Here is a 13,730-nt window from a genome sequence, read left to right as displayed (position 1 = left end):
ATAGGTTACTTTTTTTCGATGCATAGCGAGCATATCCGATAAATCCTTCATTTTTAACATCATTTTCGTCTGATTTTTTACCAACTTGTAGTATTTTAGAAGCTTCAAATTCATTAAACCAATCACTTTTTATGAAACTACTTTATAAATCAGTGTTTTTTTTACTTTTAGGACCTTCTCTGTTTGCACAGGAAAACCTTAAGTATCAGAAACCTTCCAAAGAAATTTTAGCGCTGGCAGACTACGAAAGGGCTCCATCTGTAAGTATGGACACCAAAAAAGAATGGATGCTTTTAACTTATCGTAATACTTACAAAAACCTGGACGATTTAAATCAGGAAGAAATGAGACTGGGTGGTTTACGAATCAATCCATTAACCAACATTTCAAGTACGGTCACCTACATCAGCAATCTGAAAGTACGTCGTATAAAAGACAAAAATGAAACTCAGGTTACCGGTTTGCCTGAAAATGCAAAAATCGCAAACCTATCCTGGTCACCCGACGAGAAGAAAATTGCTTTCACACACACCACGAATTCCGGCGTAGAGCTTTGGGTATTGGATATTGTTTCCGCCAAAGCAACCAAACTTACTTCTGCCAATCTTAATGCCAACATGGGCAACCCGGTTAACTGGTACCGTGACGGACAAAACCTTCTGGTAAAAATGCTGGTTCCTAACCGACCTGCATTAATTGATCCTAAAAAAGATTTACCAACAGGCCCAACAACGTCCAACAGCGAAGGAAAAGTATCTCAGAACAGAACTTTTCAGGATTTGCTTAAAAATAAAACCGACGAAACCAATTTCGAAACATTAGTCCGTTCGGAATTATACAAAATCGATTTAAACGGAAAAGCCGAATTATTTAAAAAAGCCGACATGTATGCTGGCGAAAGTTTTTCTCCGGACGGAAATTACCTTATGATATCCACACTTCAAAAACCGTTTTCCTACATCGTACCACTTAGCCGTTTTCCTCAAAAAACAGTTGTTTATGACAAATCCGGAAACGAGGTTAAAACGGTGAACGAAATTCCGCTTAACGAAATTATGCCTAAAGGTTTTATGGCTGTTCGTACCGGAAAAAGAAATATGGGTTGGAGAAACGACACTCCTGCTACATTATATTATGTTGAAGCTTTAGACGGAGGCGATCCTGCAAATAAAGTCGATTTCAGGGACGAAGTTTTCCTGTGGAATGCACCATTTGCATCGTCACCAGTTTCATTAGTAAAAACGCCGCAACGTTACGAAGGAATCACCTGGGGAAATGACAAAATTGCCGTGGTATATGACGGCTGGTATGACACCCGAAACACTAAAACGTACTTAATCAACCCGTCAAATCCATCTGAAACTCCGAAAGTGATTTCCGACCGAAATTCGCAGGACATTTACTCCGATCCGGGGAATTTTGAAACAAAAAAGAATGATTACAACAGACATGTCCTGGCTTTGGAAGGAGACAACGCTTACTTGCTTGGAGATGGTTTTACCAAAGATGGTCAATTTCCTTTTATTGATGAATTTAACATCAAAACTTTAAAATCGAAACGCTTATACCAATCGGCGTTCAAGAATAAAAAAGAAGCTATTTTATCCATTGAAGATTATAAAAAAGGATTGGTTTTGGTGCAGATTCAATCACCAACAGAATTCCCGAATTACTATTTCAGAGATATCAAATCGAAGGACAAAATCACTCCGATAACGACGTTTAAGAATCCTTTTGAAAGTATTAAAAATGTTCACAAGGAAGTTCTGAAATACAAACGTAAAGATGGTGTGGAATTATCAGGAACTCTTTACCTTCCTGCAAACTACGACCTAAAAACGAAGAAGGAGAAACTTCCACTATTAATCTGGGCTTACCCTGCAGAATTTAAAGACAAGAATTCGGCCGGACAATCCAATCAAAACCCGAACGAATTCACATTTCCAAACTATGGTTCTTTTGTCTATTGGGTAACCAAAGGATATGCAGTTTTGGATGATGCTTCTTTCCCAATCATTGGAGAAGGAAAAACAGAGCCAAATGACACGTTCATTTCTCAATTGGTAGCCAATGGAGAAGCCGCTATCGATGCTGTCGACAAATTAGGTTACATCAACCGCAAAAAAGTCGCTGTGGGCGGACATTCGTACGGCGCTTTCATGACTGCTAATTTATTGTCTCATTCCAATTTATTTGCCTGCGGAATTGCGCGCAGCGGAGCTTACAACCGAACCTTAACGCCTTTTGGGTTCCAAAACGAACAGCGAAATTACTGGGAAGCTTCAAACATTTACAATGAAATGTCTCCGTTTATGAATGCCGAAAAAATGAAAACACCTTTATTATTGGTTCATGGCGAGGCTGACAACAACCCTGGTACGTTTACTTTACAGACCGAACGCTATTTCCAGGCATTGAAAGGATTAGGTGCACCGGCCAGAATGCTGATTTTACCTAAAGAATCGCATGGTTATGCCGCAAAAGAAAATATTTTCCACCTGTTATGGGAACAGGATCAGTTTTTGGAAAAACACTTGAAAAACTAATACCAAATTAAAACCCCGAACTAATAGTTCGGGGTTTTAATTTATAAAAAACGTTCTTTTATCATTTTCATTTTCAGATTACGTTCCATCGAAAAAGTAGCTGTTTTACTGTCGATATGCTCGTAAATCCGCAATGCTTTTTTACAAAAATCTTCCACATTGGTTTTCACTAAAATATCAGCAAACAATTCGAGATTTTCGACACTGAAATACTCATTTTGAAGTAAAAACGGAACCACTTCCTCCAAAGACAACTTTTGAATATCATTAAGATCGAAACCTAAGGTTTCTTTTAACTCGGCATTATTTTCGGAAACTGTTTCTGTCATAATGTCCCCGGAATCATTACCCTTCATTTTCTCAAACATTTTTCTGAGAAAGAATCCCAATTGGTTTATCTGTTTGGACAACAAGTCTTCTTTTGCCATGATTAGCTTATCATTAGAGTTACTTCTTCATTGATTTCCAATTCAGTTTCGTGTTCGAAGAAAATTACTTTCCGATCCGAAACCGCTTTAATCAGATAATGACTCCCTTTATAATAACACTGTCTGACATTCGCCTTTAAAAAACCATTTTCCACAACTTTTAACTGGTGAGGATACAGCAAAAGCGTTTCGTCTTTGTCTACCTCATCTGTCAGTTGTGACAGCTGCAGCTCATTAACCTCTCCGAAAAGTGAAGCTACATATTTTGTTTCCGGATTATTATAAATAGTGGCCGAAGCTCCTCTCGCGACTACTTTACCATTCCTGAGAACAATCGTCTCATCCGAAAATGAAAGTGCATCTACACTATCGTGCGTAGCGATTATAACGGTAATCCCTTTGGATTTCAGGTAAGCGAACAAATTTCTTCGCAAGGCATTTTTTCTGAAATTATCAATATGACTGAAGGGTTCGTCCAACAATAAAACCTCTGGCTCCAAAGCTAAAACTTTGGCCAATGCCACTCGTTGCTGTTGCCCTCCGCTAAGGTATTTTGCTTTCACATCAGCAAATTCCGTCATCTCAACAATTTCAAGCAATTCATGAATCCGTTGTTTTTTCTCTTCAGGATAAAAATTGGAAAGATATTTACCCACGTTTTCAGCGACTGTTATGTAAGGCATCAAATCAAAATCCTGAGCAAGGTATTTCATAAACGGCATACCAGGCACCAAATTAAATTTCGGTCCCAGGACTTCGATTTCATTCCAAAAAATATGGCCTTCATCCAAATCATGCAATCCATAAATCAGTTTTAACAGTGTACTTTTTCCGCAGCCGCTCTCACCCAAAACAGCTACGTTTTTACATTTTGGAACAGTAAACGCTATGTTGTGAATTATTTTCTTTTCTGTATATCCGAATGAAATATTTTTTACCTGTAACATTGTTTTTTATTAGGTTTGCAAATTTAATTGCTATTGGGCCATATCTGAATTATTGTTTCCATTTTTTTAATAAAACTTCAGATATTTAAAAGTTTATATCTAATATTGCACGCCCCTTAACTATTAATCCTACAAACACATGAAATTTATGTCTAAAAAAATGATTTTGCTATTATTGTTTTGTACGGCATCTGCATTTAGTCAGCGTACATATAATAATGTTTCAATTGATGCCAATTATGGCATCTCCGGAGTAAAAGACCCAAAACTAATTGATCCTGTTCATTTTGATTTCGGCGTGAGATACATGTTTGGAGAAGTCTGGGGTATAAAACTAGATTATGGTTTTGACAAATTCAGAACCCAGGAATCACCCAAAGAAATGGGCCTTAATTCCAACAGGATTTCCTTCCAAGCAGCCTGTAACCTGACCAACCTAGTGGATTCGAGAAGTTACTTTTACAACCGTAAGTTCAACTTAATGACACATGCGGGCTTAGGATACTCAATGCAAAAATCAATAACTGTTGAGAATGGCGGTATTGATGAAATAGGACATGTGATTATTGGTATTAATCCGCAGTATTCAATTACCGATAACCTTGCCATCGGAATTGATTTTACGGGATTAGTCCATTTCTCCCAGCATTATTGGTTTGATGGGAAATACACCTACACTGACCCCGTTTTTAATGGAACTCCTAACGGAACATCGACACTTATTTATAACCTGAGCGCTGGATTATCCTATACTTTCGGAGAATAAGTCCTAAATGATAAAATAATTACAATAAAAAAATCCCGATTAACTCGGGATTTTTTTTGTTCTAATAATTATAAATTAATTACCTGCTTCTTTTTTAGCCTCCTGGATCATTTTCTCGTTGGCTGTAATAGCAAATTCCACACGTCTGTTCATACTTTGTCCTTCTTTAGTATCATTAGGCGCAATTGGCTGCTCCATCCCCATTCCTTTAGTTACAAATCGGGACGAAGCCAATCCCTTTGAAATAAGGTACACTTTTACCGCCTCAGCTCTTTTTTGAGACAGGGTCAGATTATATTCTTTTGAACCAACATTATCGGTAAATCCGTAAATATTAATATTTGTATCCTTGTATTCATTAAAAATTGGTATTAACTTATCCAAATTTGTCTGAGCCTGTGGAGTAAGTGTCGATTTGTTTGTGGCAAAACGAATTGCATCTTCTTTTAAGGTAATATGAATGGCTTCACCTACTCGCTCTACGTCGGCACTAGGCAATGCTTCATCAATAGCACGAGCCTGTTTGTCCATTTTGTTACCGATAATTGCTCCGGTACCTCCGCCAACAGCAGCTCCAATGGCAGCACCCCAAGCGGCACTGTTTTTACCTCCTACCAATGCTCCCACTCCCGCACCTAAAAGCGCGCCTCCCACAGCACCATAAGCGGCACCTTTTTGAGTGTTGTTTGCAGTCTTACAACTTGTAAATACAGTACTGACAAGTAATAAAATCGCTAAAGCTGAAATTTTATATGTTCTCATGATAAATACTTTTAATAATTAGTTTCTCTGAAAATAATAGGTCACATTTTTCTTCTGTCCGGCTATATCGACAACATCAACCAACTCAAACGATTGCTCTGTTGCATTCTGAAACTTAGACCAATACCCTTGTGTCTGGTTTTTGGCTTTTGTTCCTTCACCGATAAATTTCAAACCAAATTGACCTTCTTTACTTACCTGCCATTTAATAGCCGATGTAAACGACGGACAACCTGACTGGTTTAAAGTAACCGTTCCGGTATTATTGTTCTGAACAAAAGTCCAAGCACTGCCTTCAAAACACTTTGGTTCGGCAATACCAAACGCGTTTACCTTGAAATAACCGCTTCCAGGAAAATCAACTTTGACAATTTTCCAGTTTCCGTTCAGATTTTTCTCCGATTTTGTATCCAGTTTTACTGCATTAGATGCACTGGCCGTTGCAGGTTTTGGAGGTTTTTCTGCACTGCTACTTCCTGATTTACAACCAATTGCCAAAGCTAAAAAACAAACTAATAGCCCTACTCTTTTCATACTTCTCTTTTTTTAATATAGATTTTAAAATTACAAAAAATTCTTAAAAACAGTATACTTTAAGCAAAATATGGCAAATGTCATTTTGACATACCATCTGCAATGGTATATTATTTGTAAAAACACAACCTAAAATAATTTAAAAACTAACATACCTATGACAACAGGAAAAATTAATGTATCGGTAGAAAACATCTTCCCGTTAATCAAAAAGTTCTTATATAGTGATCACGAGATTTTCCTTCGTGAATTGGTTTCAAATGCAACAGATGCCACCTTAAAACTTAAGCATTTAACCAGCATTGGCGAAGCTTCTGTAGAATATGGTAATCCGATTATCGAAGTGAAAATCGACAAGGAAGCCAAAAAACTGCATATTATTGACCAAGGTATTGGTATGACTGCCGATGAAGTGGAAAAATACATCAATCAAGTTGCCTTTTCGGGAGCAGAAGAGTTTCTTGAGAAGTATAAGGATTCGGCTAAAGACAGCGGCATTATCGGACATTTTGGCTTAGGTTTCTATTCGGCTTTCATGGTAGCTGAAAAAGTGGAAATCATCACTAAATCCTATAAAGAAGAACCGGCAGCACACTGGACTTGCGATGGAAGCCCTGAATTCACTTTGGAAGCAGCCGACAAATCAACCCGCGGAACCGAAATCATCCTTCACATTGCAGAAGACTCACTGGAGTTTTTAGATGATTCCAAAATCCGTCAGCTTTTGACCAAATACAACAAATTCATGCCTGTGCCGATTAAATTCGGAACCCGCAAAGAACAAAAAGCTTACGGTGTAGGAGAAGAAGAAAACATGGAAGAGATTGAGGTTGACAACATCATCAATAATCCGACTCCGGCATGGACAAAGCAGCCTACCGAATTAAATGATGATGATTACAAAGATTTCTATCGTGAATTGTATCCGATGCAGTTTGACGAACCTCTATTCAACATTCATCTTAATGTGGATTATCCGTTCAACTTGACAGGGATTTTGTATTTCCCAAAAATGTCGGCCGATTTACAGATTCAGAAAGATAAAATCCAATTATACCAAAACCAGGTATATGTTACAGATAACGTGGAAGGTATCGTACCTGAATTCTTAACCATGCTGAAAGGAGTGATCGATTCTCCGGACATTCCGTTAAACGTATCTCGTTCCTATTTACAGGCTGACGGCGCCGTTAAGAAAATATCAAACTATATTACCCGTAAAGTAGCCGACAAGCTAAAATCATTATTCACTGAAAACAGAGAAGATTTCGAAAAGAAATGGAACGATATCAAAATCGTTTTAGAATACGGAATGTTATCGGAACCTAAATTCTACGAAAAAGCTGGCGCCTTTGCATTATACCCAACAGTTAGCAATAAATTCTACACTTTAGAAGAATTAAAAGAGCTTGTAAAAGACAAACAAACCGACAAAGACGGAAAGCTAATCCTATTATATGCCTCTAATAATGATGCACAACACAGTTATGTGGAAGCAGCTGAAGCCAAAGGATACGAAGTGCTTTTATTAGATTCTCCAATTGTTTCGCATTTGATTCAGAAACTGGAAGCAGATAACGAAAATCTTCAGTTTGTACGTGTTGATTCAGATCACGTTGACAGTTTGATCAAAAAAGAAGAAAGTGCAATTTCAAAACTTTCCGATGAAGAACAAGAAAGTTTAAAAACAGCCGTTGAAGGTATTGTACCGGCTACAACTTATACGGTACAACTGGAATCTTTAGACAGCAAAGCGGCTCCGTTCATGATTACACAACCGGAATTCATGCGTCGTATGAAAGAAATGAGTCAGTCCGGCGGCGGCGGAATGTTCGGCATGGGCAACTTCCCTGAAATGTACAATCTGGTAGTGAACACCAATTCGGATTTGGCATCAGCTATATTAAACGAAAAAGACAAAACAACTCAGGAAAACTTGGTAAAACAAGCTCTGGATTTAGCAAAACTGTCACAAGGCTTATTAAAAGGTGAAGACCTGACAGCCTTTGTAAAGCGCAGTTTCGAATTGATCAAATAAAAAAACAAACCCGCAATAAACTTGCGGGTTTTTTATTGCAACCTACCTCCAAAAAAACAGTTAAATCAGCAACATTGCAGCAGCAGACAAAACAGCAGGCAGTCCTTATAGTTGAAACGAGTTATAGGCTTAAAACAATCCAAATCACTTATCTTTACTGGCCAAAATTGAAATAATGATCAAAAACAAAGCAATCAAAGGAGCTTTCCTGGTAGGCATAGGCGCTACAAGCTATGGTATGCTTGCTACTTTCGTAAAATTAGCCTACAAAGAAAATTATACGACCGCCGAGGTTCTTTCCTCTCAATTCATATTAGGGATCATTGGTATATTAATTATCAATTACTTCCAGAAAACTAAAAAAAGAGACGAAGTAATAAACGCCTCCAAACGTAATATTTTCCATCTGATGCTTGCCGGAACTTCCACTGGAATGACTGGTATTTTCTATTATCTTGCTGTAAAATACATTCCGGTTTCCATTGGGATTGTATTGTTGATGCAAACAGTCTGGATGGGTGTTTTACTGGAATGGATACTCGATAAAAAGAAACCGTCATTGCAAAAAACAGCAGCTGTGGCTATCGTTTTAATCGGAACCGTCTTAGCGACTAATTTGATAAAAACAAACATTCAGCTGGATTGGCGAGGCATCGTTTGGGGAATATTAGCTGCAATATCCTTCACTACAACCATGTTTACGGCCAACCGAATCGCAATCGGCATCTCATCGGCACAACGAAGTCTGTACATGCTTTTAGGAGGAACTATCATTGTTTTGGGATTTGCGATAGCCACCCAGACTACTCCTTATAATATCAATATCTTCATGAAATGGGGAATTATCCTGTCTCTTTTCGGGACTATCATTCCCCCTCTGCTAATGAATGCCGGTTTTCCAAACACAGGGATTGGTTTAGGCAGTATTGTTTCGTCTTTGGAATTGCCTGTTTCTGTAATGATGGCCTATTTCATTTTGAATGAAACTGTAGTTTTAAGTCAATGGATTGGAATTCTGCTTATCATTACAGCAGTTATCATAATGAATGTCAATTTTAAACAAAAATAACCCCTTCCTCTTTTTTTATTTTTGAAACATGGATTTATTCGCAACCGATAAAATTGTCTTCGATTTACCTGATGCCGAAATCGAATACTACCCGAATTTCTTCTCAGAAATTGAGGCAAACGTTTTATTTCAACAACTCCTGACTGAAATTCCATGGCAACAGGACGACATTACCATTTTCGGAAAAACATACAAACAACCCAGATTGACAGCTTTCTTTGGCAACGAAGGCAAACCTTATTCCTACTCAAATATCACTATGCTTCCTCACGTGTGGAACGAACTTTTATTGAAAATTAAATCGAAAGCGGAAAAAACCACAGGGCATTCATTTTCTTCAGTGCTGCTCAATTTATACCGAGACGGCAAAGACAGCAACGGCTGGCACGCCGACAACGAAAAAGAATTGGGACAAAACCCCGTTATTGCTTCGGTAAGTTTCGGAGAACAGCGAATCTTTCAATTAAAACACAATACCCTAAAAGACCAAAAACAAAATATCGTATTGGAAAACGGAAGCCTGCTATTAATGAAAGGCACCACACAACATTATTGGAAACATCAAATCCCTAAAACATCAAAACCCATCAAACAGCGAATAAACCTCACCTTTCGAACCATTTTTTAATACAAAACGCAAATAGAAATCTTTTTTGTGACGAATTTTTGAAAATTCAAAAAAAATAAAAGTCCGCGATTTACAAATCCATTTTTTTAGTAATATTGAGTATTGAACTTTTAAATATTATTAAAACTTATTATTGAATTAATTTTTCATCTGATGAAAAAAAGTAAAATTTCAGAAATGGACCATGAGACATTAAATCGTATTGTTACCATGGCACAAGAGGAAAAAAAACCTTTTGAAGTAATAAAAGAAGAATTTGGGATTTCAGAAAATGATGTTACTGAAACGATGCGAAAAAAATTGTCAAAAGACAATTTCGAACTTTGGAAGAAAAAAGTCACTGCAAGTAAACCAAAACCAAAACCTCAAAAATTTAACGATCTCGAGGACGACGATTTAGACAGCAAGTATTATTTTAAAAATAAAATGGATTAAAAAAAATCCTCCTTTAACAGGAGGATTTTTTTTAATTCAAGTAAAACTGTAACAAAAAAAGAAGCTCAGCTACATATTATTCATCAAAACATAAATAATGAAAAAATTTATTTGCACGTTGGCATTAGCCGCAATACTTGTAAGTTGTAAAACAGCGCAAGGAACTTCAAAAACAAACGATGTTGGCGTCGCTATTGACTTGGTAAACGTAAACGATGACAAAGTGATGGTAACAATCACACCGCCTGCCTTTACCTCCGAGACGACGACGTTCCACATACCTAAGACCGTTCCCGGAACTTATTCTGAAGACAATTACGGTAGATTCATCGAAGATGTAAAAGCTTTTGATGCAAAAGGAAATCCTTTATCAGTGACAAAAAAAGACGAGAATTCCTGGACAATATCCGATGCAAAAAAAATAAGCAAACTGACTTACCTTGTAAATGACTCGTTTGACACAGAAACTTCCGGCGGTATTGGAGGTAAAGACGTGTTCTCTCCAGCCGGGACCAATATTGCTGCCGGTAAAAACTTCATGATAAACACACATGGTTTTATAGGTTATTTTGAAGGTAAATCCGAGTTACCATATAAAGTTACCGTTTCGCACCCGGCCAATTTATGGGGGGCGACATCCCTGACCGACACTGACACAAGTAACGACAGGGATATATTTACCGCTGCCCGTTATGCCGAATTGGTTGACCATCCGATTATGTATTCCGAACCGGATTATACAACATTTAAGGTGGATGACATGGAAATCCTGATCAGCGTATATTCTCCAAACGGAAACTACAAGGCGGCAGACATAACTCCGGCCATGGAAACCATGATGCGCGCTCAGAAAAAATTCTTAGGCCCTGTGAATTCGACTAAAAAATACAGCGTCTTATTGTATTTGTCGGATATGAAAAAAGCCGACGCTAAAGGGTTCGGAGCTCTGGAGCATACTACATCCACAACTGTTGTTATGCCTGAGATGATGCCAAAAGCAGCATTATTAGAACAATTGAAAGACGTGGTTTCGCATGAGTTCTTCCATATTGTAACTCCGCTTACCGTTCATTCGAATGAAATCCAGTATTTCGATTTCAACAATCCTAAAATGTCTGAGCATTTATGGATGTATGAAGGGGTTACTGAATATTTCGCAAATCTTTTCCAGGTAAACCAAGGTTTAATTACTGAAGACGAATTTTACAACAGAATGGTGGACAAAATAGAGCAATCCAAACGTTTCGACGAAAAGATGCCATTTACGACCATGAGTAAAAACATCCTTGACAAACAATACAAAGATTCTTACTACAATGTATACCTGAAAGGAGCCTTAATTGCCATGTGTATTGACATTCAAATGAGAGAAAGCAGCAACGGAGAAAAAGGTATTTTAGATTTGATGCATGCTTTATCATCGGAATACGGAACTAAAAAACCATTCAACGACGACGAACTGTTTGCAAAAATCACTTCATTGACTTACCCTGCGGTTGGTGAATTCCTTAAAACATACGTTGCCGGCGAAACTCCGATTCCTTACGATAAGTATTTTGCAAAAATGGGCGTTACCAATGCTAAGGTTAAAAAGCCGGGCAACCCTTTTATTAAAGATCAAACGACTCCATACATTACAGTAGATCCCTCAACAAAAGAAATCAAAGTTCTTCCGGACGGTGATTTGAACAAATTCATGACAGCACTTGGAATCAAACATGACGATACGATTTTAGCTGTTAACGACACCAACTATAATCTGGACAACATTTACGATTTGCTTATGTCTAGCTCTGAGTGGAAAGAAGGCGACCCAATAACCGTAAAAATCAAACGTGCAGGTAAAGAACAAACTCTAAAAGGAAAAATATCGCTTCCGACTGATGAGATTGAAGGCTATCAGGCAACCGATAACAGTAAGACTAAATTAAGAGAAAGCTGGTTGAAAGGCTAACGACCTGTTACAACAAAAATAATCCCCGACATGCTATGTATTTCGGGGATTTTCATTTAATAATATCGGCTTGGAAAACTGTCCAAACGTTAATTAATAGGCGTTTCAATTTATTTTCTTTACTTTGCAGCCATTAAACAAAAAAGCATGAAAAAATTACTTATTGCAGCTTTGGCGCTAACAGCTTTAGTTGCCTGCGATAAAAAAGAAAGTGATAAAAATTTGCACCTTTCCGGAAAAGTAGAAGGATTGAAACAGGGTAAATTATACATACAACATATCGTCGATACATCATTAGTAACACTTGACAGCATTACTGTAGAAGGTGATTCCAATTTCAAAAGCGAACTTCAGATAAGCGAGCCTGAAATGCTTTATTTAACCTTAAACCGAGGCGTTTCTAAATCAATAGACAACGTTTTACCGTTTTTTGCTGAGCCAGGAACGATGACTATTGAAACAACACTAAAAGAGTTTTACGCAAAAGCAAAAATCACCGGTTCAAAAAACAATGACTTGTACAGCGATTTCATGAAAATCCGTATGCGTTATAATGACGAGCAAAACAAGACATTAAGTCTTTCGCTATTGGCTAAAAAAGTAAACAACGCTCAAAAATTAGACAGTCTAAACCAACGTGCCGATAAATTAACAGTCAGAAACTATCTGGACGCTATTAATTTCGCCGTAAACAACGGAAAACACGAAGTAGCGCCTTATATTGCTTTAACCGAAATACACGACGCAAACATCAAATATTTGGATACCATCCAAAAATCAATGTCTCCGGAAGTAGCCAAATCCAAATATGGCAAACAGCTTACTACTTTTATTACCGAAAGAAAGAAACTGGAACAAACACAGAATTAATAAAAAAGCGACCTTAGGGTCGCTTTTTTTTGCTGCACTTTTATTTTATTGTGTAAATACCCGAAAAATTAGTTTCTGCGTGGTAAAATGAAATTTCAGTCTATAACTGGAACTACCAAAAACAAAAAAGGTTTTCATTTCTGAAAACCTTTTGAGCCGATGGAGGGACTCGAACCCACGACCTGCTGATTACAAATCAGCTGCTCTAGCCAGCTGAGCTACACCGGCAACTATATCGTTGCTTTTTGTATCATGAAAAAACCACTTTGAAAGTGGTAAAAAAATTGAGCCGATGGAGGGACTCGAACCCACGACCTGCTGATTACAAATCAGCTGCTCTAGCCAGCTGAGCTACACCGGCGTCTCAATTCGAGTGCAAATATAAAGGAGTTTTTTAAACTTCCAAACAGTTACCTGCACTTTTTCAAGATTTTTTTCCGACTACAATTTATTGATTTTGTCAACCAATTGAGTAGCAACATCTTCCAAATCTTTATTTATTTGTCTGAAATGCTCTTTTTTATTTTCCACATCCTTTTGGTTCAATTTTGAGATTAAACCATCGAAAGATGTGATAGCTTCTTCAATCAACGCATCAGTTTCAGCAGTGGGTTTTCCTGTTGTTGTCATCTCATGGATGTAAACCGCTTCAATAATATCTCCTAATACGAAGTTGATGTCTTTTTTTAAGTTTCTTACGCTTGCCATTTTATTTTATTTAAAATTTCGTTTACAAAATTACAATTATTCTTC

13 protein-coding genes and 2 tRNA genes are annotated in these 13,730 nt (G+C 37.5%); 8 read left to right on the top strand and 7 right to left on the bottom strand.

Going from position 1 to position 13,730, the window contains the following annotated elements:
* Positions 1-131: 131 nt before the first annotated feature.
* Positions 132-2,546 carry a S9 family peptidase gene (locus LZF87_RS06840; RefSeq protein WP_244343428.1) on the top strand — a complete coding sequence of 805 codons (2,415 nt, stop codon included), beginning with the start codon at positions 132-134 and terminating at the stop codon, positions 2,544-2,546.
* A gap of 41 nt (positions 2,547-2,587) precedes the next feature.
* On the opposite strand, the gene LZF87_RS06835 is transcribed toward LZF87_RS06840, so the two are convergent.
* Both LZF87_RS06835 and LZF87_RS06830 read right to left on the bottom strand, forming a co-directional pair.
* Positions 2,588-2,974: a hypothetical protein gene (locus tag LZF87_RS06835; RefSeq protein ID WP_244343426.1), complete on the bottom strand. Its 387-nt coding sequence runs from the start codon at positions 2,972-2,974 to the stop codon at positions 2,588-2,590.
* A gap of 2 nt (positions 2,975-2,976) precedes the next feature.
* On the bottom strand, positions 2,977-3,921 hold the full coding sequence (locus LZF87_RS06830; RefSeq protein WP_244343424.1) for an ABC transporter ATP-binding protein: 945 nt from the start codon (positions 3,919-3,921) through the stop codon (positions 2,977-2,979).
* Positions 3,922-4,081: 160 nt separating this feature from the next.
* Here LZF87_RS06830 and LZF87_RS06825 point away from each other — a divergent pair, with 160 nt between their 5' ends.
* Positions 4,082-4,687 carry an outer membrane beta-barrel protein gene (locus LZF87_RS06825; protein ID WP_244343421.1) on the top strand — a complete coding sequence of 202 codons (606 nt, stop codon included), beginning with the start codon at positions 4,082-4,084 and terminating at the stop codon, positions 4,685-4,687.
* A 75-nt stretch (positions 4,688-4,762) separates the two neighbouring features.
* On the opposite strand, the gene LZF87_RS06820 is transcribed toward LZF87_RS06825, so the two are convergent.
* On the bottom strand, positions 4,763-5,449 hold the full coding sequence (locus LZF87_RS06820; RefSeq protein WP_244343419.1) for an OmpA family protein: 687 nt from the start codon (positions 5,447-5,449) through the stop codon (positions 4,763-4,765).
* A gap of 18 nt (positions 5,450-5,467) precedes the next feature.
* Entirely contained in the window at positions 5,468-5,983 is a 516-nt protein-coding gene (locus LZF87_RS06815; RefSeq protein WP_244343416.1) for a lipocalin family protein, read from the bottom strand.
* Positions 5,984-6,140: 157 nt separating this feature from the next.
* On the opposite strand from LZF87_RS06815, the gene htpG reads away from it, so the two are divergent.
* The 6 genes from htpG to LZF87_RS06785 all read left to right on the top strand — a co-directional run bounded on the left by htpG (position 6,141) and on the right by LZF87_RS06785 (position 12,977).
* Positions 6,141-8,021: a molecular chaperone HtpG gene (gene htpG, locus LZF87_RS06810; RefSeq protein WP_244343414.1), complete on the top strand. Its 1,881-nt coding sequence runs from the start codon at positions 6,141-6,143 to the stop codon at positions 8,019-8,021.
* Between the two features lie 175 nt (positions 8,022-8,196).
* Entirely contained in the window at positions 8,197-9,090 is an 894-nt protein-coding gene (locus LZF87_RS06805) for a DMT family transporter (RefSeq protein ID WP_244343412.1), read from the top strand.
* A gap of 28 nt (positions 9,091-9,118) precedes the next feature.
* Positions 9,119-9,718 carry an alpha-ketoglutarate-dependent dioxygenase AlkB family protein gene (locus tag LZF87_RS06800; RefSeq protein WP_244343407.1) on the top strand — a complete coding sequence of 200 codons (600 nt, stop codon included), beginning with the start codon at positions 9,119-9,121 and terminating at the stop codon, positions 9,716-9,718.
* A gap of 153 nt (positions 9,719-9,871) precedes the next feature.
* Positions 9,872-10,153, top strand: coding sequence for a TIGR03643 family protein (locus tag LZF87_RS06795; protein ID WP_244343405.1), 282 nt, complete (start codon positions 9,872-9,874; stop codon positions 10,151-10,153).
* A gap of 97 nt (positions 10,154-10,250) precedes the next feature.
* Positions 10,251-12,107 carry a peptidase M61 gene (locus LZF87_RS06790; protein ID WP_244343403.1) on the top strand — a complete coding sequence of 619 codons (1,857 nt, stop codon included), beginning with the start codon at positions 10,251-10,253 and terminating at the stop codon, positions 12,105-12,107.
* 147 nt (positions 12,108-12,254) lie between these two features.
* Positions 12,255-12,977 (top strand): DUF4369 domain-containing protein, encoded by a 723-nt coding sequence (locus LZF87_RS06785; protein WP_244343400.1) that lies wholly within the window; start codon positions 12,255-12,257, stop codon positions 12,975-12,977.
* A 154-nt stretch (positions 12,978-13,131) separates the two neighbouring features.
* On the opposite strand, the gene LZF87_RS06780 is transcribed toward LZF87_RS06785, so the two are convergent.
* The 3 genes from LZF87_RS06780 to LZF87_RS06770 form a co-directional block, all read right to left on the bottom strand.
* Positions 13,132-13,205: transfer RNA gene (locus LZF87_RS06780), tRNA-Thr, on the bottom strand.
* A gap of 59 nt (positions 13,206-13,264) precedes the next feature.
* A tRNA-Thr gene (locus tag LZF87_RS06775) sits at positions 13,265-13,338 on the bottom strand.
* Between the two features lie 80 nt (positions 13,339-13,418).
* Positions 13,419-13,685, bottom strand: coding sequence for a hypothetical protein (locus LZF87_RS06770; protein WP_244343398.1), 267 nt, complete (start codon positions 13,683-13,685; stop codon positions 13,419-13,421).
* Positions 13,686-13,730 lie beyond the last annotated feature (45 nt).

This window comes from Flavobacterium enshiense (assembly GCF_022836875.1).
Taxonomy (GTDB): domain Bacteria; phylum Bacteroidota; class Bacteroidia; order Flavobacteriales; family Flavobacteriaceae; genus Flavobacterium; species Flavobacterium enshiense_A.
This window is presented reverse-complemented; position numbering and strand designations above follow the sequence as displayed.